The following is a 19,996-nucleotide window of genomic DNA, read 5'->3' on the forward strand; positions in this document are numbered from 1 at the left end:
GCATGACGCGCACCTCGTAGATGTCGGCGAGCGCGGCGCGGCGCAACCGCGTCGGCCAGTCCTCGGCCGGACGGGTGGCGATGACGAACACCCCCGCACCCTGCCGGGTGCGCACCAGCCCGGCTCCGGCCAGTGCCCGCAGCGCCTCCCGCACGGTCGAGCGGCCGACGCCGAGATCGGCCGCCAGCGTCGTCTCACCCGGCAGGCGGGAGCCCACCGGCCACTGCCCGTCGGCGATCTGTGCGCGCAGCCGCTCGGCGGCCTGCTCCACCAGGGGGCTGGGGCGCAGCGAGCCCATCGCCATGGTCGTTCACCTGTCCGCTTGTCTGAGGAGTTGTTCACGGTTAGTCTACCCGCCGTGACGCTGCGGGGCCTCCTTCTCGGATGCCGTGGCGGGGCCTGACCACGACCGGCACCCCGCCGCGGGGTTCGGTGCTGCCGGTCTGTCACCGGCATCCACCGATGGGATCAGCCACCGATGAACACCCCCGACCGCGGCCGCACCACTCCGGCCGCCACCGTCTTCCCCACGCTGCGCACCCCGGCCGGGCCTGTGCCCGCCGGGAGCCCGGCGTGGAACCCGCAGCGCGGCGGCGCGATGCCGCACCACCGCTACCGCCCCGCCCACGAGCGCGTCGAGGTGCGCGTCGCCCCCGAGGGACGCCGCTGGCCGTCCGCCCGCATCGAACGGGCGCCGCTGTGGGTGCCGGTCGACCTGCGCGACGGCAACCAGGCACTGGCCGAACCCATGGACCCGGCGCGCAAGCGCCGCCTCTGGCCCTGCTGGCGGGCGCGCAGCGCGTCGAGGGGTGCCTGTTCGGCAACGGCGAGCGCACCGGCAACGTCGACCTGGTCACCCTGGCGCTCAACCTGTACACACAGGGCGTCGACCCCATGCTGGACCTCTCCGACATCGACGAGATCCGCCGCACGGTCGAGCACTGCAACCGGCTGCCCGTCCCCGCCCGGCACCCGTACGCCGGCGACCTGGTGCACACCGCGTACTCCGGAACCCACCAGGACGCCATCGGCAAGGGCATGGCCCACCACGCCCGCCGCGCGGCCGAACTCGGGGTGCCGGCCGGGCAGGCGCCGTGGGAGGTGCCGTACCCGCCGATCGACCCGGCGGACCTCGGACGGGACTACGAGGCCGTCATCCGCGTCAACAGCCAGTCCGGCAAGGGCGGTGTGGCCTTCCTGCTGCGCACCCGCCACGGACTGGACCTGCCCGCCCGGCTGCGGGCCGACTTCTCCCAGGTCGTCCAGCGCGCGGCGGACGCCGGCGGCGAGGAGATCACCCCCAAGGACCTCTTCGCCCTCTTCCACCGCACCTACCTGGCACCGGGGAGGACGGCCCGCTGACCGCCACCGACTGGCACACCGCCGAAACCGCCCCCGGGCAGCACGTGTTCGGCTGCACGCTGCACGACGCGACCGCCGGCGCCCCGGCGACCGAGGCGCGCGGCACCGGCAACGGCCCGCTGGCCGCGTTCACCGACGCGCTGCGGCAGGCGGGCGGCGTCACGGTGGACGTGCGCCACTACGCGGAACACGCGACGGCCCCCGGCCAGGGCAGCGCCGCCGTCGCCTACGCCCTCTGCGCGATCGGCGGGGAGACGTGGTGGGGCGCCGGCCTGGACACCTCGGTGCTCTCAGCGTCGGTGCGGGCCGTGCTCGCGGCGGTCAACCGCAGCCGTTCCGCGCGCGGTCCGGCCGCGCGGTGACGGGGGAGCGGCCGGTGAGCGGCCGGTGAGAGGCCGGGGCCGGAGCGGGGGCCGCCGCTACGGGCGGTAGACCTTGCCCGGCTCCGGCGCCGCCGGAGCCAGCAGTTCGGGGACGGTCACGAACGTGTAGCCCTCGGCGCGCAGGGCGTCGATGATGCCCGGCACGGCCGGGACCGTCCCCTTGTAGAGGTCGTGCAGCAGGATGATGCCGTCGCGGTGGGCGTCCTTCAGTATCCGCCGGTGGATGAGCGCGCTGTCGGTGGTGGCGTAGTCCGACGCGGTGTCGTTCCACAGCACCTGGGCCAGCCCCAGTTCCTTGCAGACCTTCGCGACCTTCTTGTCGGTGCGGCCCTGCGGCGGGCGCATCAGGGTCGGCCGGGTCCCGGTGAGCTTCTCCACCGCCGTGTCCAGTCGGTCGAGTTCGGAGCGTATGGCGGCCGGGTCGAGATCGGTCAGCCGCGGGTGGGTCCAGGAGTGGTTGCCGAGCACGTTGCCGTTCTGGCCCATCTGCCGCACCAGATCGGGGTACTTGTCGACATGGTTGTGGCCGAGCAGGAAGAAGGTGACCTTGACCTTCTTCTCCCGCAGCACCTTCAGCAGCGCGGGCGTGTTCTCGCTCGGCCCGGCGTCGAAGGTCAGGGCTATGCACTTGGCGACGCGGCAGTCGACCGCGCCGGGGGCGAGTGCGCCCTTGCGCCCGCCCGCGCTGCCGGCCGGTGCCCCGCCGGTGCCGCCGCTCCTGTCGTCGGCGGCCGCCGCATAGGCCGCGTCGCGCGCGTCCTTCGGGGACTGGGTGGGGTACCGGGTGCACCCGCTGAGCCCGAGGGCGAGGGCGACCACCGCGGTCACGGCCAGGAGGCCGCCACGGCGGGCGGTTCGCGTCGATCGGGGCATGGGTGGTCCTCCAGCGCGGGGTCGGGGCGCCTGCGGTGACGGCAGGCGGGCCTCACTGTACACACCGGCTATACACCGGATGTATAGCGGGTGGGCCGACCGTCGGGGAGCGGCGGCCCGGCGGAGGTTTGGCGCACGGACAGACAGTTCGGGTCAGAAGCGGTCGCGGCCGTCCGGCAATTGAAAGGATCTTCGGTCAAAACTGCGGCGCGACCGGTCCCGCGCGGTGTGTACTTGGCGGGTCCGCCGCACGGCGGCACCCCACACCCTCCACCTGCCTGACCCTCCGAGGCCGATGCGATGATCGAGATACCGGACGTGGTCCTCGGCTGCCTGAGCGCCGGGACCCTGGCGGCCCTCGTGCTGGGGGGCGGGCTCTGGCGCTCCCGCCGCCGTGGCGCCCGGCAGTCCGCGGAACTCACCGCCCTGAACGCCGCGCTCGACGGCGCCCGCGAGGAAGCCGACGCCGCCCGCGCGCAACGCGACGCCGCCCGCGCGGAGTCGGCCGCGGCCCGCGCCGAGACCCTCACCGCCGAGGCCCTCACCGCCGAGGTGGCGCACCTCGCCCGGCAGCGCGTCCCCGCCACCGCCACCCACGCCGCCCACCCGCACGTCCGGGTGCCCGGCCCGCTCGACGATGCCGTGGCCGGCACCCCGCTGGGCGACGCGCTCGACGAGGTCCAGGCCGCCGTGCTCACCGCGACGGCCCAGGAGCGCAAGCGGGTCGACGCCGCCGCCCGGGCCGGGATGCGCGGCGCCACCCGCGACATCCAGGCCGGCCTGTACCGCCTGCAGGACGTGCTGCGCGGCCTGCAGGAAAAGTACGACGACCCCGAACTCGCCCAGGTGCTCTTCGCCCTGGACCACGAGAACGAGCAGTCGCTGCGGCGGGCGCAGGTCACCGCCGTGGTGTGCGGCGCCTGGGTGGGCCTGGCCCGCGAGGAGTCGCACCTGGTCGAGGCGGTCACCGGCGGCCAGTCCCGGCTCGTCGGCTACCACCGCGTCAAGGTGCACCACCACCTCGAACCCGGCACCGCCCTGGTCTCGCACGCGGTCGAACCCGTGGCCATCATCGTGGCCGAACTCCTCGACAACGCGCTGCGGCACTCCGCCCCGGACACCGACGTGGTCGTCAACCTCGAACGCGTCCCCAGCGGCGTGGCGGTCACCGTCGACGACTACGGCGTCGGCATGGCCGCGGACGAACGGGCCCGCGCCCAGCGGATGGTGGCCGGGACCGAGGCGATCCTGCTGTCGGAACTCGGCGACCCGCCGCGGATGGGCCTGGCCGCCATCGGCCAGCTCACCCGCCGCTTCGACCTGTCCGTGGACCTGTCCTCCCCGTCGCCCTACGGCGGGGTCCGCGCCGTGCTGCTGATCAGGAACCACCTGCTCAGCCACATCGACCCGGTCGAGCAGCCGCCGGCCGCCAGCACCCCGCGCTCCACCCGGACCGCGGCCGCGCCCGCCGCGGCGGCCACCCCCGTCAACGGCCACAGCCACGCGTCGTCGGCCGCCGACCCCACCGCCCCGGACGCCGGCGCCCGCACCCACGGCACCGCCCGCCCGGCGGGCTCCGCCCCGGCCTCCGTCCCGGCCTCCGGCACAAGGGGGGCCGGGACGGGCCCGGTCGAGGACGCCGGTGCGCGCTCGACGGCGACCGCGGGAACGGAGCCGAGCACGGCCGCTACGCCGGACGCCGATCCGCGGGACACCGCCGGCACCGGTGACCCGCTCGGCTCCGGCGACCCGAACGACCCGGGCCCGCACGACTCCGGGAACCCGGACGAAGACACTCTGCCGCAGCGTCGCCGCCGTGCCCGCGGCCGTGCGACCGCCGCCACCGCCACGGCACCGCCCGCCCGCACCCCCGAGGAGTCCGCCGCGGCACTCGGCGCCCTCCAGGCAGGCACCGCCGCGGCCCGATCCGAAGCCGACAGCGAAGGGAACGACCCGCGATGACCAGCCGCGACACCGGCGACACGGCGTGGGTGCTCGATCCGATCCTGGAGATCCCGCACGTCAGGGCCGCCGTCCTGCTCACCAGGGACGGACTGGTCTCCGGCTACACCGAGGCGCTCTCCCAGCCCACCGCCGAACGGACCTCCGCCATCATCAGCACCGTGCAGGGCGCCTGCCGCACCGCGGCCGCCGCCTTCGCCGACAGCGACGACGCCCAGGTCCGCCAGGTCGTCATCGAGTCCGACCACGGCTACATCCTCGTGGCGCCGACCGCCCACGGCACGTGCGTGGCCGCGTTCGGCGACCCCGAGGTCCGTCTCGACCTGCTCGCCCACCGGGTCCACTCGCAGGTGGCCCGGCTCGGGGAGAAGGCCATGTCCGCCGCGCCGCGCGGAGCCGATGGCGGCAGTCCGGCATGACAGGACGCCGGACCGGCCGCCCGCTGGTCCCCGCCTACCTCTCCACCGGCGGGGTGGCGCGGCCGGCCCGTGCCTGCCTGGAACGGCTGACCGTGCTCACCGGCACGGGCGAGCCCGCGCCGCCGGCCCTGCCCGCGGCCCAGCACGCGCTGCTCGACATGCTCGGCGACGGCTCGCTCACCGTCGTCGAGGCCGCCGCCCTGCTGGAACTGCCGGTGTCCGCGATCCGCGTCCTGGCCGACGAACTGCTCGGCCGGGGCCTGATCCTCAGCCGCCCGCCGGTGCCCGTCGCCGAACTGCCCGAACCCGACCTGCTGAAGAGAGTGGCCGATGGCCTCCGCGCCCTCAAGCACTAGCGGTCTGCGCAGGCCGGGCAGCGGCCCGCACCTGCCGGAGACCGCACGCGAACTGGTCAAGATCCTGGTGGCCGGGCCGTTCGGCGTGGGCAAGACCACGCTGATCGACTCGGTCTCCGAGATCACCCCGCTGCACACCGAGGAACACCTCACCGAGGCGTCGGTCGCCGTCGACGACCTGGCCGGCGTGCGGGACAAGACCACCACCACCGTCGCGATCGACTTCGGCCGGATCAGCATGCCCGGCGGGGTGGTGCTGTACCTGTTCGGCACCCCCGGGCAGGAACGGTTCCGCTCGCTCTGGAACGACATCGCCTACGGCGCGCTCGGCGCGCTCGTGCTGGTCGACACCCGGCGCATCGACGACTCCTTCGACGTGCTCGGGCTGGTCGAGGAGACCGGACTGCCCTACGCCGTGGCGCTCAACACGTTCCCCGACTCCCGTAGTTACACCGAGGAGCAGTTGCGCACCGCGCTCGACCTGGAACCCGGCACGCCCATGGTGGCCTGCGACGCGCGAGAGACCAACTCCTCGATCGACGCCCTGCTCGCCCTCGTCCAGCACCTGATCGACCGCACCGCCTGACGACACCGTCTGACCGCGCCATCTGACCGCACCGCCTGGTCGCACCACCTGACCGCGCCTGACGAGCGATCGACCGCACCGCCCGGCCCGTGCCGGGTCCCGCTCCCACCCTCGCCGACCCCCCGCCCGGAGCCCTGGTGAACGCATCGACCTCCCCGCCCAGCCCACAGCCCGCCTATCCGGCGCCCGCCGACGCGTTCACGCTGTCGGCGCCGGTACGCCTGTGGGAGGACGGCTTCGCCGCCGACCCGCACCGCTACTACGAGGCGCTGCGCGCCCAGGGCCCGCTGGGCTGGGCCGAACTCGCCCCGGGCGTACCGGCGTACGTCGTCACCGACCGGCAGGCCGCGCTCGACCTGCTGCACGACGACGGGACCTGGTCGCACGACCCGCGCCCGTGGGAGACCACCGTCGCCGAGGACTCGCCGATCCTCGGCATGATGCGCTGGCGCCCCAACACCCTCTTCGCCGACGGCGAGGCGCACGTCCGCTACCGCACGGCGTTCGTGGACGCCTTCGACCTGGTGGAGCCGCAGGACCTGCGCGAGCGGGTGCACCGCGCGGTGGACCTGCTGGTCGGCCGGTTCGGGCCGGCCGGCGAGGCGGACCTGGTGACCGGGTTCGCCCGGCCGCTGATGTCGCTGGTCTTCAACAACCTGTTCGGGCTGCCCGACAGCGAGAGCGGCCGGCTGGAGGCGGGCCTGGGCAAGATGATGGAGGGCGGCGCCCAGGCGGCCGAGGGCGAGGCCGAGTTCGGCGCGTACGTGCTCGACCTGATCGCCGCGAAGTCGGCGGAACGCGGCCCGGACATCACGAGCCGGCTGCTGGACCACCCGGTGGACCTCACCCCGGAGGAGGTCACCTGGCAGGTGTTCCTGACGCTGGGCGCCGGGCACGAGCCGACCGCCAACCTCGTCTCCAACGCGCTGTCCCGGGTCGTCGGCAACCCCGACTTCTACTCCACCCTGACCAGCGGCTCGCGGCCCGTCATGGACGCGGTCGTCGACGTCCTGCGCTACGAGACACCGTTGTCGAACTACGGCATCCACTTCGCCCGGGAGCCGGTGAGCTTCCACGGCGTGCGGGTCCAGGCCGCGGTGCCCGTCGTCGTCTCCTACGGCGCCCTGGGCTGGTTCGGTGAGCGGGAGTTCGGCGGGCGGCACCACCCCAGCGACGCCTCCCACCTGTCCTGGTCGGCCGGGGAGCACGCCTGCCCGGTCAAGCACCACACCCTGCTGATCGCCACCGAGGCGGTCGAGCGGCTCACCCAGTGGCTGCCCGACCTCGAACCGGTCCTTCCGCGCGAGCAGCTGACCTGGCGCCCGGGGCCGTTCCACCGCTCGCTGACGTCCCTGCCGGTCCGCTTCACCCCCCGTACCCCCGATCAGCCCGGAGAGCGCCCGTGACCACCTCCGCCCGTCTGGCCATCGACCCCTTCGGCACCGACATCCCGGCCGAGAGCGCCCGGTTACGGGCCCTCGGCCCCGTGGTGCCGGTCGAGCTCCCCGGCGGCATCCCCGCCTGGGCGCCCACCGGCTACGCCACCCTGAAGTCGCTGATCCTCGACCCCCGGATCAGCAAGGACCCCCGCCGGCACTGGTCGCTGTGGCCGGAGGTCGGCGAACACCCCTCCTGGGCCTGGATCCTGGGCTGGGTCGGCGTGGTCAACATGCTGTCCACCTACGGCTCGGACCACACGCGCCTGCGCCGCCTGGTCGCGCCGAGCTTCACCGCCCGCCGCACCGAGGCCATGCGGCCGCGCGTCGAGGCGATCACCGCCGAGCTGCTGGACGCCCTGGACGTGGCGCACGCGGCCGCGCCGGGCACCCCCGTCGACCTGCGGGCGGGGTACGCGCACCCGCTGCCGATGCGGATGATCTGCGAACTGTTCGGTGTGCCCGACCACTTGGTGGACGCCACCGGCACGCTGATCGCCGCCATCATGGACACCTCCGACCCGAGCCCCGAGCACGGCGCGTTCGTCCAGGAGCAGATCGGCACCGTGCTGCCGGCCCTGATCGGGTACAAGGCCGAGCACCCCGGCGACGACATGACGACCGAGCTGATCCGGGTGCGCGACGAGGACGGCGACCGGCTCAGCGACGAGGAACTGCTGTTCACGCTGCTGCTGGTGATCGGCGCCGGCTTCGAGACCACCGTCAACCTCATCGGCAACGCGGTGGTGGCGCTGCTGCGGCGGCCCGAGCAGCTCGCCGCCGTCCGCGCGGGCACGTTGAGCTGGGACGCCGTCGTCGACGAGACGCTGCGGGTGCATCCCTCCATCGCCGCGCTCCCGCTGCGGTTCGCTGTCGAGGACGTCACCGTCGGCGGCGTCACGATCCCGGCGGGCGACGCCGTCGTGACGACCTACGCGGCGGCCAACCTCGACCCCGCGCACTACGGCGACGACGCGGCCGAGTTCGACGCGATGCGCGCCGCCGACGACCACCTCGCGTTCGGCATCGGCGTCCACCGCTGCATCGGGTCGCCGCTGGCCCGCACCGAGGCGCTCACCGCCCTGCCCGCGCTGTTCGACCGCTTCCCGGAGCTGACGCTCGCCGCTGACCCCGCGACCCTCCGCCAGGTCCCCTCCTTCATCGCCTTCGGCTGGCAGGAGATCCCCGTGCGCCTCGGACCGGTGGCCGGACGGGACTGACCCGTTCGCCGGTCGGACCCCGCCGCCGTCCGCCCGCCTCAGCGGGCGGCGGCGAGGGCGTCCAGCAGCCGGGTCAGGGAGCCGCCGAGGCCCCAGCGCTCGGCGAGATCCCGCAGCGTGCCGGGGTCCGCCGGCTCGGCGGGCAGCGTCGCGTCGAACTCCGGCAGCGGCACGTCCCGCGCCACCTCGACGACCTTCGGCGCCACGTCGAGGTACCCGGCGGCCTCCGCGATGTTGCGGCGGCGGGCGGGGGTGAGCTTGGAGAAGGGGTCGGCGGCGGCCGCCCGCACGCCCGCCAGGTCGCCGTACTCCGCGACCAGTTGGGCGGCGGTCTTCTCGCCGATGCCCTTCACCCCGGGCAGCCCGTCGCTCGGGTCGCCGCGCAGCGCGGCGAAGTCCGCGTACTGCCCGGCCCGCACGCCGTAGCGGACGGCGATCGCCTCCTCGTCGACGACGTCGTTGTCGCCGACGCCCTTGCGCGGGAAGAGCACGCGCACCCCGCGGGCGTCGTCGACGAGCTGGAAGAGGTCGCGGTCGCCGGTGACGATCGCCACCGGGACGTCCGCGGCCGACGCGAGCGTCCCGATCACGTCGTCGGCCTCGTAACCCGGCACTCCCAGGCGGGTGATGCCGATGGCGTCCAGCACGGCCTCGATCACCGGAACCTGGGGCGACAGGGTGTCCGGGACGTCCTCCTCGCCCCCGGTCTCGTCGAGCACGCGGTGCGCCTTGTACGACGGGATCAGGTCCACCCGCCACTGCGGACGCCAGTCCGCGTCCATGCAGGCCACCAGGGCGTCGGGGGAGTGGTCGGCGACCAGCCGGGCGATGAAGTCCAGCAGCCCGCGCACCGCGTTGACCGGCGTGCCGTCGGGCGCGCGGACGGACTCCGGCACCCCGAAGTACGCGCGGAAGTACAGGCTCGCGGTGTCGAGCAGCAGCAGCCCGCCGCGCCTGCCGTCGGTCGCCTCGGTCATCGTGGTGTGATCCCCTCGTCCGGTACGGCGCCAGCATCGCACGGGGCGCCGACACACCGCCGTACCGTGGCCCGGTGACCGAGAAGAGTCCCGCCCGCGTGCGGTGTGCCGTCAGCCTCGTCCCGTCGCTCACCGAGGCGGTCGCGGCGACCGCCCCCGGCCTCCTGGCCGGAGCCACCGACTGGTGCAGCCATCCCGCGGACCTGGACGTCGTCCGCGTCGGCGGCACCAAGAACCCCGACGTACCGGCCATCGTCCGGCTCGCGCCCGATCTCGTCATCGCCAACGAGGAGGAGAACCGGAGCGCCGACCTGGACGCGCTGCGGGCCGCGGGCCTGCGAGTGCTGGTCACCGAAGTGCGGTCGCTGCCCCAGGCGTTCCGCGAGCTGGAGCGGGTGCTGGTGGACGGCTGCGGGCTGGTGCGGCCCGCCTGGCTCGACGCGGCCGAGGACGCCTGGCGGCGGGTGCGGCCCGTCGCACCGCGGCGCCGGGCGGTCGTGCCCGTCTGGCGCCGGCCGTGGATGGCCCTGGGCCGGGACACCTTCGCCGGCGACCTGCTCGCCCGCCTCGGCGTGGACCACGTCTTCGCCGGACACGCCGAGCGCTATCCGCGTTTCGACCCGGACAGGGTGCCCGGCGCCGACCTGGTGGTGCTGCCCGACGAGCCGTACCGCTTCACCGCGGACGACGGACCCGAGGCGTTCCCCGGCCTGCCCGCCGTCCTCGTCAGCGGACGCCACCTCACCTGGTACGGCCCCTCCCTGGCCGAGGCCCCAGGCGTCATCGCCGCCGCACTCGCCGCGCCTCGCTCCTGAGCCCGGCCACCGCCTCTCCCGAGCGCCCCCCCGCAGCCCGCGGTCGTGGGACCGGCGGAATGCGGCCACCATGGAGGCGGGGGCTGTTGTGCGGACACGCCGGGGAGCCAGCCAGGGAGCCAGCGATGGAGACGGCGGACGAACTCCTGCGAGGGCCGGGGCCGGCGGCCCTGCTGACCCTGGACGGCACCGTCGTCGAGCTCAACGAGGCCATGGCCGCGGCGCTCGGCAGGCCGTCGGAGCAGTGCGCGGGCCGCGGCTTCAGTGACCTGTGGCCGCCCGGCCGGCGGGCCGCGCCCCGCGAGCTGGTGTCCCACGCCGCGGCCGGGAAGTCCGTCGCCATGCGGGTGCTGGACTTCGCCTGGCCCGCCGGGGCGGCCGCCACGTCCTCGATCGAGCTGACCGAGGCCCGGCAGGTGCGGAACCCCTCAGGTCACGGCAGCCGCGTGTGGCTGCACGCGCTGGACGTGCGCAACGACGTGTCCGGCCTGCTGATCCCGTTCTGCACGGACGCCAGGACCGCCCGCCTCGGCGTCCTGACCTACTCCGCCGGGGACCACTCGCTGGAGTGGCTCGGCGGCGCCCCCTCGGTCGGCGCGATCTTCCCCGAGTCCGCGATGCCGCTGGACCGCGTGCTGGCGTCGGTCCACCCCGAGGACCGGGAGACCGTGCGGCGGATGCTCGACCTGCCCTCCCCCCGGTCCCCGTGGACGACGGTCCGCTACCGGGCCCCGGACAGCGACTGGCACCGGCTGGGCGTGCGGACCCGCCGGATCCGGCTGGGCCACGACGGCCCGAGCACGACGCTCGGCCTGGTCCGCGACGACACCAGGGAGGGCAGCCGCCGGCCGCGGCGGCAGACGGCACTGCTCGCCGAGCGGCAGCGGGCCCGGGAGGTCGCCGACTTCTCCGCCGCCCTGGTCGCGGCGGCCACGGAACAGGAACTCCAGCAGGTCGTCCTGACCCGGCTCGCCGCGACCTTCGGCGCGTCCGGCGCCCTGCTCGCCCTCGTCGACGACGGCGGCCGCCTGCGCGTCCTCAGCGACGCCGGCGCCGGGACCCGGGAGGTCGACGCCGTGGACGGCGCGGACCTGGACGCGCCGAGCCCGCTGCCCGAGGCGATCCGCACCGGCCGGCCGCAGTTCGTCAGCGACCGCAGGGATTACACCCGCCGCTGGCCGCGCGCCGCCGAACTGCCCCGGCTGACGCGGCTCGGCCCCGACCAGGCCTTCGCGATCGCCCCACTCGGCGAGGGCGGCGACCAGCCCCTCGGCGGCTTCATGGTGGCCTGCGGCAGCGGCCGCCGGCTGTCCCTGAAGGACCGCACGCTCATGGCCACGCTGGCCGACCTCGCCGGCCAGGCCCTGGGGCGCATCAGGCTCCAGCAGGCCCGGGTGCGGCTGGCCGTGACGCTGCAGGAGGCGATGCTCCCCGCCCTGCCCGAGCACCTCGCCGGGCTGGAGGTGGCCGCCCGCTACCGGCCGAGCGGGCACGGCCTGGACATCGGCGGCGACTGGTACGACGCGTACGTGATGCCCGACGGCACGGTCGCCCTGGGGATCGGCGACGTCCAGGGGCACGACGTGGACGCCGCCGCCTTCATGGGGCAGGTGTCGCTGTCCATGCGCGCGATCGCCGGCCAGGACCCGGACCCCGGAACCGTGCTGACCCGCACCAACCAGCTCCTCGCCACGCTGGACCACTCACGGTTCGCCAGTTGCGCCATGCTGCGGATCGACCCGCGCGACGGTCAGGTGACCGGCACCAGCGCCGGACACGTGCCGCTGCTGTACGCGCGCAAGGACGGCAGCCACACGGTCCACCAGCTGCCGGGCGGACCGGTGCTGGGCATCGTGGCCGAGACCGAGTACGGGGAGGGGACGTTCGTCCTGGACCGGGACAGCGCGCTCGTCATGGTCACCGACGGCCTGGTCGAGGGACCGGGCCTCAGCCTCGACGCGGGCCTGGACCGGGCCGGGGAGCTGGCCGCCGCGGCCGTGCACGACGGACTGGACGCGGAACGGATCGCCGACCGCATCGTCGAGGCCGCCGGTGCCGCGGACCACGACGACGACCAGACCGTGCTGGTGATCCGCCGCGCGTGACGGCGCCGCCCGATCACCCGGGCCGGCGGCGCCCGCCCGGGGTCAGGGGGCGAGCAGGCCGCCGGTGACCGTCGCGCGGACGGTGCCGGAGGCCGCGGCGAGCCAGGCGGCGGCCAGCAGCACGTAGAGGGCGACGGCCAGCCAGGTCAGGGCGTCGAGGCCGGTGTGCCGGGCCAGTCCCGCCGCGCCCGTCACGCACGTGCCGACCGGGAAGGTGAACGCCCACCAGGCCATCGAGTACCGCATACCGTCGCGCACGGCGCGCACCACCAGGGCGGCCGAGATCGCCAGCCACAGCAGCGCGAAACCCGTCACCGGCACGCCGTAGAGCACGGCGAAACCGCGCAGCGCCGTCGCGTACGGCTCCGGCACGGCCGCGGGCGCGGCGTCCGCGAGGTTGCCGACGGCCGTCGTGGACTGCCCCAGTGGACCCAGCACCAGGAACAGCGTCGGCGCCAGCGCCACCGGCAGCGGCCCGCCGCGCACCAGCCGGCCCCACACCAGGGGCAGCAGCATCAGCGTCGCCAGCAGGCTCAGCCCGAACATCGCGTAGCAGCCGAGCAGCAGCGCCTCCCGGCCCTGCGCGGCGCCGGCCGGCAGGTGCGCCACCAGCGCCGGGCCGACGGCCGCGGCCACCATGGGCCCGACGATGGGCAGCAGCCACACCGGTGCGGCGTCGTCCGGGCCGATGCGGTGCCGCGTCACCATCAGGTAGGGCACGAACGCGGCGACCAGCAGCGAGACCAGGGCGCCGGACGACCACAGGACCGCGTCGAGGCCGATCGCCGCCCGCTCACCGATCAGCGCCCGCCCGGCCGCCGGCGCGCCCGCGCCGACCGCCAGCAGCGCCATCGGCAGGCAGCCGAAGAAGGGGGCGACGGCCGGATCGCGCAGATCGCCGCGGGCGTCCTCGCGGTACCGGACCCAGCGTGCGGCCCGCGCGCCCAGGACCGCCACGAGCAGGACCGCGGCGAGGGCCCACACAGCGGAACAGGCGGGACCCAGCCACCCCGGGCTGCCCGGGAGCGCCACCCCCGCGTTCGCGACGATCGCGGTACCCATCACGGTGGCGTACCAGTTGGGGCCCACCCGGCGGACGGTGACGCCCCTCGGGCGGACCGGCAGGGACAGGGACGGAGCGTGGAGAACGGCCATGCCACGACCTTCGCCGAGGCCCTCCGCCCCCGGTAGGGACCACCGGGCTATCGGGTCATAAGCTGGGGTTATGAGCAGTGGCGCGGCCGGCACCCCGGCGGAGATCCCGGTACCGCTCGCGCACCGCGTGCCGGACCTCGGCGCGATGGAGCTGCTGCTGGCCGTGGCCCGGCTCGGCAGCCTGGGACGGGCCGCACGCGAACTGGGCATCAGCCAGCCGGCCGCCAGCGGGCGGCTGCGCGCGCTGGAGACCCAGCTCGGCGTGGCCCTGGTACGGCGCTCGCCGAGCGGTTCGCGGCTGACCGACGAGGGCGCGCTGGTGAGCGTCTGGGCCCGGCGCGTCCTGGAGGCCGCCGAGGCGTTCGACGTGGGCGCCCAGGCGCTGCGCGGCCGCCGGGACTCCCGGCTGCGCGTCGCCGCGAGCATGACCGTCGGCGAGTACCTGCTGCCCGGCTGGCTGATCGCCCTGCACGGACGGCGGCCCGGCACGGCGGTGTCGCTCGCCGCGGGCAACTCCGCCGTCGTCGCCCAGCAGGTGCTGGCCGGCGAGGCGGACCTCGGGTTCGTCGAGGGACTGGACGTGCCGTCCGGACTGGACTCCACCGTCATCGGCCGCGACCGGCTGCTCGTGGTCACCGCGCCCGCGCACCCCTGGGCCCGCCGGCGCGTGCCGCTCGCGGCAGCGGAACTTGCCGCGACACCGCTCATCCTGCGGGAGTCCGGATCCGGCACCCGCCAGGTGCTCGACGCGGCCCTGGCCCCGCACGCCGGGCCGGTCCCGCCGCTGCTCGAACTCGCCTCGACCACCGCGGTGAAGGCCGCCACCGTCAGCGGCGCGGGTCCCGCCGTGCTCAGCGAGCTCGCCGTCGCGGAGGAGCTGGGCACCGGCCGCCTCACCGCCGTCCCGCTCGCCCCCGACCTCCCGCTCACCCGCTCGCTGCGCGCCGTGTGGCCCGCCGGGCACCGCCCGACCGGCCCCGCGCGGGACCTGCTGAGCCTCACCCGCGGCTGATCGCGTATCGATCCCCGGCCGATCCCCGGCTCTGATCCCCGGCTGATCCCCGGCCGATCCGCGCCCGATCCCGGACCGGGTGCCGCCGGAGAGGTCCGCCCTCCCGGTCCTTCCGGCGGCCTCGGCGTCCCATTCCGGTATTGCCGTCCGAATCGTGACCGGTCACTTACGGGATTCTCATCCTCGGGCCATAAGGTGACCGCCGTGACGACGACGACCCCGCCCGGCTGGTACCCAGAACCCGGGCACACAGGCAACGGCCCGGCCATGGAACGCTGGTGGGACGGGACCGCATGGACCGAGTACACCAGGACGGCGCCGGCCCCGAACGCCGCGCAGCCCGGCGCCTTCGGGTACCCGTACCCCTCGGGTGAGGTCCTGGCCTCGCCGGGCGGGACCGGGGGCGGCCGCAAGTCCGGCACCGTGGCACTCGCGATCATCGCCGCGCTCGTCGTGATCGGCGGCGTCATCGCGGGCATCCTGGTGCTCGGCAAGGACGGCAAGAACGACGACGCCTCGCCGACGCCCGGCGCGAGCGCGCCGCAGGACCAGGGCAAGGGGAACCCGCAGGCGCCGGGCCAGACGCCCACCGCTCCCGGCGGCGGGCAGAACGGCGGCCTGGGCGGCGACGGGGGCCAGGGCGACGGCGGCCAGGGCGACGGCGGCCAGGGCGGTGGTGGCGACAGCACCAAGGCCGTCGACGGCTACGACGGCGTCAGCCTGCCCGTCCTGAACGGCTGGAAGGGCGCCTCCGGCCAGAGCGGCGTCGGCGCCAGCGTGACCACGGACGAGTATCCGTGCCCGGGCGACGCGACCCAGAGCTGCGTGCGGGGCGGCGCGTTCGCCGAGCCCGCCGCCGCGCTGAAGCTGAAGTCCACCACGGCCGAGGCGGCCGCCAAGGAGGACATCGCCCCCAACGTGGCCAACTCCTACAGCTCGCAGACCTACGGCGCCCTCACCTCCCACCGCGTCGTGGCCTCCAAGGCGGTCACCGTCGCCGGGCAGCAGGGCTACCTGGTCCGCTGGATGATCACCACGAAGTCCGGCACGGACGGCTACGTCGAGTCGCTGGCCTTCCCGTCCCCGGGGGACAGCAAGAAGCTCGTGGTCGTGCGGTTCGGCTTCGACATCGGGCACGGCGCGCCCGACGTCTCGGCCATGGACACGATCACCTCGGGCATCAAGGCGGACAGCAGCGGCGGCTCCAGCGGCACCGGCGTCTGACGCCCCGGCCGTCCGCGTGGACTGCGGCCCCCACCCTCCACCGCGAGGGCGGGGGCCGCGGGCCTGTGCGGGCCTCAGAGGAACGTCTTGCCCTCGCCGCGGTAGGTGGGCACGACCGAGGTCACCCGGTCGCCCTCGATCAGGTGCAACTCCGCGAAGCGCTCGCACAGTTCACCGGCCTTGGCGTGCCGGAACCAGACCTTGTCGCCGATCAGCAGGTCGTCGGCGGCCGACCCGATCAGCGGGGTCTGCACCTCGCCCGGGCCCTCCTGCGGGTCGTAACGCAGCCCCTCGGGCAGGTACGGGACCGGAAGCCGGTCCGGGCCCGCCGCCCCCGACGCGGGGTACCCGCCGCCCAGCACCGTGACGATGCCGACCCCGGGACGCCGCACCACGGGCTGGGCGAACAGGGCGGCCGGACGGCCGCGGAACGACGTGTAGTTGTCGAACAGGCGCGGCACGTACAGGCCGGAGCCGGCCGCTATCTCGGTGACCGCGTCCTCGGCGGCGGTGTGCTGCACGCTGCCGGTGCCGCCGCCGTTGACGAACTCCAGGTCCGGCACGACCGCGCGCACCGCGCGCACCGCCTCCGCCCGGCGGGCCGCCAGCTCCTTGCGGGCCGTGGACTGCATCAGCCGGATCGCCAGCGAGCGGGCCGGACGGCCGGCGATCGCGTCGCCCACCCCCGCGATGTGGCCCTCGTACGCCATGATCCCGACCAGCCGGAAGCCGGGCCGGGCGGCGACGGCCCGGGCCACCTCCGCCATCCGCTCCGGCGAGTGCAGCGGGGAGCGCAGTGCGCCGATACGCAGCCGGCCGCCGAACTTCCGCAGGGACGTGTCGAGTTCGAGGCAGACCCGGACGGTCTCGGTGCCGCCTGCGCGGGCCGCGTCGATCAGGTCGAGCTGGGCCGGGTCGTCGACCATCACGGTCACCGCCGCGGCGAGCTTCGGATCGGCGGCCAGCTCCGCGTAGCCCGCGCGGTCGGCCGAGGGGTACGCGAGCAGGACGTCGCCGAAGCCGGCGCGGGCCAGCCACAGGGACTCGGCGAGCGTGAACGACATGATCCCGGCGAAGCCCTCGCGGGCCAGTACGCGTTCCAGCAGCGCGCGGCACCGTACGGACTTCGACGCGACCCGTATCGGCTTGCCGCCGGCCCGGCGGACCAGGTCGTCCGCGTTCGCGTCGAACGCGTCGAGGTCCACGATGGCCAGAGGGGGTTCGAGGTGGGCGGTGGCCTGGTCGTACCGTGCGCGGGCTGCCATCCCCGCAGCTTCCCACGCCCTCCCTACCCAACGGTAGCCCCCGTCCTCCGCCCCGGACCCGGCTTCCGGGCTGCCCCGGGCGGTGGGCCTGTCGCGCTGGTGGACGAACGGCACGTGATTCAGGGGCGCGGGGCACTGCGCGACGAGCCCACCACCGGGCGGAGGACGGCGAACGAGCCCCCGGGGGCACCCCGGTTGCCGGAGGGACCCCGGGGGAAGTGGAGGGATGCGCCGTTTGGGAGGAGATGGGGAGGGCACCCCAGGCCCGCGGGACACCAGACCCCCGCGCAACCCCGTAGAGTGACGCGGAAGCCACGCACGTACAGGTCACGAGGGAGCGCCGGGTGAGCACCGGAGTGGACAACGGAAAGACGCCCCCCTCCTCGTTCCCCACCCTGCACCCGCGCCGCCCCGAGCCCCCGCGCCCCGCGGAGAACGAGGGAACGGACGGCCCCTCTCCGATACCGCCGCCCCCACCCGCCGCACCCCGTCCACGCCCCCGGCCCCGGGATTCCCGCCCCGCCCGACAGTCGCCCCGCGCCCACCCGTGCCCCCCGCACCCCCCGCCGCCCGCGCGCCCGCGCAGCCCCAGCCCTGGCCGCAGCCGCCCGGCCCCCGAAAGCCCGCGCCCGCGCGCGACGACGAACCGCAGCCGCCCGCCATGCCGCCGCGCCCAGCGTCCGTTCCCCAACCCCCCGCGTTCCCGCCGGGCGCCACCCACCCCGCCGACGAGCCGGTGTGGCCGGACTTCGGCCGGGAACGCCCGCCGGCCGGGGGCACCTACACCCCGCCGGCCCGCACGGGTGCGGCCCGCGCCCGCGTGCTGGCCGCGGCCTGCCTGGTGCTGGGCCTCGGGCTGATCGGCGGGGCCACCGCGGGCGCCGTGATCAACCACGGCCCGCGCGCCGCGGCGCCGGTCGCGGACGGCAGCCCGGAGGCGTTCACCCGGGCCCGCACGGTGTGGCGCAACGTGCCCGTCGACCAGCTCTTCCCCCCGGCCGTGTCGCAGCGGAACGCGGGCCCCGGCGGCGCCGACCGCTCGTGGACGCGGATCGGCGTGGCCGCGCCCGCGACCTGTTCGGGCGCCTTCGACCCGCTGCTGCAGCAGGTGCTGGCGCCGGCCGGCTGCGTGCGCCTGCTGCGCGCCACCTACGTGGACAGCACGTCCTCGACGGTGACGACCGTCGGGATACTCGTCACCTCGGGCGGCGCGCCCGTCATGTCCGCGCTCAACCAGCGCTGGACCGGCCAGAACCTCGGTGACCGCACCGACCTGATGCCCAAGCCGCTCGCGTTCCCCGGCACGGCCTCCGCCGGGTTCGGCGACCACCAGCGCGGCAGCTGGGCCGTCCAGGTCTCGGCCGATCTGCCCTTCGTCGTGTACGCGGTGAGCGGCTTCGCCGACGGCCGGTCCGTGCCCAACCCGCAGCCCGCCGACAAGGCGGACGCCGGCGGCGCGACGGCCGCCCCGGCCCAGGCCGGCCTCGGCTTCGACGCCAACGGACTCGCCTCGGCCGTCGACGACCGGCTCCACGCCTCGGTGAGCGCCCTGCTGCACCCGTCCGCGACCCCGACCACCACCGACGGCCGCGCGGAGAAGAGCCGATGACCCCGAACCGCCGCGTCCTCGCGGTCCTCGCCGCCGCGGCCGCCCTCACCGCGCTGGCCCCCGCCGCCGCGAACGCCGACGCCGTCCGCAACGCCGACTGGGCGCTGAGCGCCCTGCACGCGCAGAAGGCGTGGCAGACCAGCGAGGGCGCGGGCGTCACCGTCGCCGTGCTGGACACCGGCGTCGACGCCACCCACCCCGACCTGACGGGGCAGGTCCTGCCCGGCAAGGACGAGATCGGCTTCGGCGCCAAGCGCGGCGACGGCGTGTGGGCCCGGCACGGCACCGGCATGGCGGCGATCATCGCGGGGCACGGCCACGGGCCCGGCGACGGCTCCGGAGTGATGGGCCTCGCGCCCAGGGCCCGCATCCTGCCGGTGCGGGTCATCCTGGAGGACAAGGACCCGCAGCGCGCCAAGGCCCGCACCAGCCGGGGCGACGCGCTGCCGGACGGCATCCGCTGGGCGGTCGACCACGGCGCGGACGTCATCAACCTCTCGCTCGGCGACGACAGTGCCACGGCGGCGCCGGTCGCCTCCGAGGACGACGCGATCCGCTACGCCCTCGGCAAGGGTGTCGTGGTGGTGGCGTCGGCGGGCAACGGCGGTGAGGGGGCCGACCGTTCCTCCTACCCGGCCGCCTATCCCGGCGTCATCTCGGTGGCGGCCGTGGACCGGTACGGCGTGCACGCGCCGTTCTCCACCAGCCGCTGGTACGACTCGGTGGCCGCGCCCGGCGTGGACGTGGTCATCGCCGACCCGGACCGCTCGTACTACACGGGCTGGGGCACCAGCGCCGCGTCGGCGTACGTCTCGGGCGCCGTCGCGCTGATCCGCTCGGCGTACCCCAAGCTGAGCCCGGCCCAGATCAAGCAGGTGCTGCAGAGCACGACGCGGCACAGGCCGAAGGGCGGCCGCAGTGACGACCTGGGGACCGGCATGATCGACCCGGCGGCCGCGCTGGCCGCCGCGCGCAAGCTGAAGCCGCAGCCCGTCGTGCCCGTGCCCGTCGCCTACGGGCAGCGCTACTTCGCCCCCGGCCCCACCCCGGCCGCCAAGCCGGCCGACCGCGCCCAGGTACTCGGGGACGGTGTCGCCGCCGGGTTCGCCGCGGCCGGCGCCGCCCTGGTGGCCCTGGCCGGCCTCCTGTGGTTCCGCCCCTGGCGCGACCGGGCGGCCCGCGCCTGACGACCCGGCCCCGGCCCGCGCCCGACGGACCCGCACCCGCCCCCGGCCCC

17 protein-coding genes and 1 pseudogene are annotated in these 19,996 nt (G+C 75.6%); 13 read left to right on the top strand and 5 right to left on the bottom strand.

Translation table 11 applies throughout. The features are described from left to right. Nucleotides 1–304 (bottom strand): FadR/GntR family transcriptional regulator (locus K7862_RS33465; RefSeq protein ID WP_222968889.1); only part of this gene is annotated, 304 nt, incomplete at its 3' end. 174 nt (nt 305–478) lie between these two features. Here K7862_RS33465 and K7862_RS33470 point away from each other — a divergent pair. Beyond that, a pseudogene (locus K7862_RS33470) lies at nt 479–1,724 on the top strand (alpha-isopropylmalate synthase regulatory domain-containing protein). 57 nt (nt 1,725–1,781) lie between these two features. Here K7862_RS33470 and K7862_RS33475 read toward each other — a convergent pair. Continuing rightward, a complete protein-coding gene (locus K7862_RS33475) occupies nt 1,782–2,618 on the bottom strand; it encodes a polysaccharide deacetylase family protein (RefSeq protein WP_222968891.1) in 837 nt (278 codons plus the stop codon). Nucleotides 2,619–2,918: 300 nt separating this feature from the next. On the opposite strand from K7862_RS33475, the gene K7862_RS33480 reads away from it, so the two are divergent. The 6 genes from K7862_RS33480 (at nt 2,919) to K7862_RS33505 (ending at nt 8,597) form a co-directional block, all read left to right on the top strand. Continuing rightward, entirely contained in the window at nt 2,919–4,580 is a 1,662-nt protein-coding gene (locus K7862_RS33480) for an ATP-binding protein (RefSeq protein ID WP_222968893.1), read from the top strand. After that, on the top strand, nt 4,577–4,999 hold the full coding sequence (locus K7862_RS33485) for a roadblock/LC7 domain-containing protein (protein ID WP_222968895.1): 423 nt from the start codon (nt 4,577–4,579) through the stop codon (nt 4,997–4,999). Before K7862_RS33480 ends, K7862_RS33485 begins: the two co-directional genes overlap by 4 nt. Then, the gene (locus K7862_RS33490) at nt 4,996–5,355 is read left to right on the top strand and encodes a DUF742 domain-containing protein (RefSeq protein ID WP_222968897.1); all 360 of its coding nucleotides are present in this window, start codon (nt 4,996–4,998) and stop codon (nt 5,353–5,355) included. Before K7862_RS33485 ends, K7862_RS33490 begins: the two co-directional genes overlap by 4 nt. Beyond that, entirely contained in the window at nt 5,330–5,941 is a 612-nt protein-coding gene (locus K7862_RS33495; protein WP_222968898.1) for a GTP-binding protein, read from the top strand. Before K7862_RS33490 ends, K7862_RS33495 begins: the two co-directional genes overlap by 26 nt. 137 nt (nt 5,942–6,078) lie before the next feature. After that, complete coding sequence (locus K7862_RS33500) at nt 6,079–7,347, top strand: cytochrome P450 family protein (RefSeq protein WP_372461718.1); 1,269 nt, start codon at nt 6,079–6,081, stop codon at nt 7,345–7,347. Continuing rightward, nucleotides 7,344–8,597, top strand: a complete 1,254-nt coding sequence (locus K7862_RS33505; protein WP_222968900.1) for a cytochrome P450 family protein — start codon at nt 7,344–7,346, stop codon at nt 8,595–8,597. The genes K7862_RS33500 and K7862_RS33505 overlap by 4 nt, the downstream gene beginning before the upstream one ends. Nucleotides 8,598–8,635: 38 nt before the next feature. On the opposite strand, the gene K7862_RS33510 is transcribed toward K7862_RS33505, so the two are convergent. Next, a complete protein-coding gene (locus K7862_RS33510) occupies nt 8,636–9,574 on the bottom strand; it encodes a 5'-3' exonuclease (protein WP_222968902.1) in 939 nt (312 codons plus the stop codon). A gap of 74 nt (nt 9,575–9,648) precedes the next feature. Between K7862_RS33510 and K7862_RS33515 the strand changes: the two genes are divergently transcribed. After that, a complete protein-coding gene (locus tag K7862_RS33515) occupies nt 9,649–10,389 on the top strand; it encodes a helical backbone metal receptor (RefSeq protein ID WP_222968904.1) in 741 nt (246 codons plus the stop codon). A gap of 125 nt (nt 10,390–10,514) precedes the next feature. Then, the gene (locus tag K7862_RS33520; RefSeq protein ID WP_222968907.1) at nt 10,515–12,494 is read left to right on the top strand and encodes a SpoIIE family protein phosphatase; all 1,980 of its coding nucleotides are present in this window, start codon (nt 10,515–10,517) and stop codon (nt 12,492–12,494) included. 42 nt (nt 12,495–12,536) lie between these two features. Here the strand turns inward: K7862_RS33520 and K7862_RS33525 are convergent, their stop codons facing one another. After that, nucleotides 12,537–13,649, bottom strand: coding sequence for a TDT family transporter (locus tag K7862_RS33525; protein WP_222968909.1), 1,113 nt, complete (start codon nt 13,647–13,649; stop codon nt 12,537–12,539). Nucleotides 13,650–13,719: 70 nt separating this feature from the next. On the opposite strand from K7862_RS33525, the gene K7862_RS33530 reads away from it, so the two are divergent. Together K7862_RS33530 and K7862_RS33535 are read left to right on the top strand one after the other, a co-directional pair. Further along, on the top strand, nt 13,720–14,661 hold the full coding sequence (locus tag K7862_RS33530) for a LysR family transcriptional regulator (RefSeq protein ID WP_222968911.1): 942 nt from the start codon (nt 13,720–13,722) through the stop codon (nt 14,659–14,661). Nucleotides 14,662–14,865: 204 nt separating this feature from the next. Next, nucleotides 14,866–15,885 carry a DUF2510 domain-containing protein gene (locus tag K7862_RS33535; RefSeq protein WP_222968913.1) on the top strand — a complete coding sequence of 340 codons (1,020 nt, stop codon included), beginning with the start codon at nt 14,866–14,868 and terminating at the stop codon, nt 15,883–15,885. Nucleotides 15,886–15,959: 74 nt separating this feature from the next. Here K7862_RS33535 and K7862_RS33540 read toward each other — a convergent pair whose 3' ends face one another. Next, nucleotides 15,960–17,150 (bottom strand): amino acid deaminase/aldolase, encoded by a 1,191-nt coding sequence (locus K7862_RS33540; protein WP_222968914.1) that lies wholly within the window; start codon nt 17,148–17,150, stop codon nt 15,960–15,962. 661 nt (nt 17,151–17,811) lie between these two features. Between K7862_RS33540 and K7862_RS33545 the strand changes: the two genes are divergently transcribed. Then, a complete protein-coding gene (locus K7862_RS33545) occupies nt 17,812–18,759 on the top strand; it encodes a hypothetical protein (protein WP_222968916.1) in 948 nt (315 codons plus the stop codon). Beyond that, nucleotides 18,756–19,946, top strand: a complete 1,191-nt coding sequence (mycP, locus tag K7862_RS33550; protein ID WP_222968918.1) for a type VII secretion-associated serine protease mycosin — start codon at nt 18,756–18,758, stop codon at nt 19,944–19,946. The genes K7862_RS33545 and mycP overlap by 4 nt, the downstream gene beginning before the upstream one ends. The last annotated feature ends 50 nt before the right edge of the window (nt 19,947–19,996 follow it).

Origin of the sequence: Actinacidiphila acidipaludis (genome assembly GCF_019890725.1) — a bacterium.
In the GTDB taxonomy this organism is placed as follows: domain Bacteria; phylum Actinomycetota; class Actinomycetes; order Streptomycetales; family Streptomycetaceae; genus Actinacidiphila; species Actinacidiphila acidipaludis.

Bases quoted from the DNA above. Each gene is read 5' to 3' on its own strand.
- mycP (WP_222968918.1), top strand. From the start codon at position 18,756: ATGACCCCGAACCGCCGCGTCCTCGCGGTCCTCGCCGCCGCGGCCGCC.
- K7862_RS33530 (WP_222968911.1), top strand. From the start codon at position 13,720: ATGAGCAGTGGCGCGGCCGGCACCCCGGCGGAGATCCCGGTACCGCTC.
- K7862_RS33520 (WP_222968907.1), top strand. From the start codon at position 10,515: ATGGAGACGGCGGACGAACTCCTGCGAGGGCCGGGGCCGGCGGCCCTG.
- K7862_RS33495 (WP_222968898.1), top strand. From the start codon at position 5,330: ATGGCCTCCGCGCCCTCAAGCACTAGCGGTCTGCGCAGGCCGGGCAGC.
- K7862_RS33475 (WP_222968891.1), bottom strand. From the start codon at position 2,618: ATGCCCCGATCGACGCGAACCGCCCGCCGTGGCGGCCTCCTGGCCGTG.
- K7862_RS33480 (WP_222968893.1), top strand. From the start codon at position 2,919: ATGATCGAGATACCGGACGTGGTCCTCGGCTGCCTGAGCGCCGGGACC.
- K7862_RS33545 (WP_222968916.1), top strand. From the start codon at position 17,812: ATGCCGCCGCGCCCAGCGTCCGTTCCCCAACCCCCCGCGTTCCCGCCG.
- K7862_RS33485 (WP_222968895.1), top strand. From the start codon at position 4,577: ATGACCAGCCGCGACACCGGCGACACGGCGTGGGTGCTCGATCCGATC.
- K7862_RS33490 (WP_222968897.1), top strand. From the start codon at position 4,996: ATGACAGGACGCCGGACCGGCCGCCCGCTGGTCCCCGCCTACCTCTCC.
- K7862_RS33525 (WP_222968909.1), bottom strand. From the start codon at position 13,649: ATGGCCGTTCTCCACGCTCCGTCCCTGTCCCTGCCGGTCCGCCCGAGG.
- K7862_RS33540 (WP_222968914.1), bottom strand. From the start codon at position 17,150: ATGGCAGCCCGCGCACGGTACGACCAGGCCACCGCCCACCTCGAACCC.
- K7862_RS33510 (WP_222968902.1), bottom strand. From the start codon at position 9,574: ATGACCGAGGCGACCGACGGCAGGCGCGGCGGGCTGCTGCTGCTCGAC.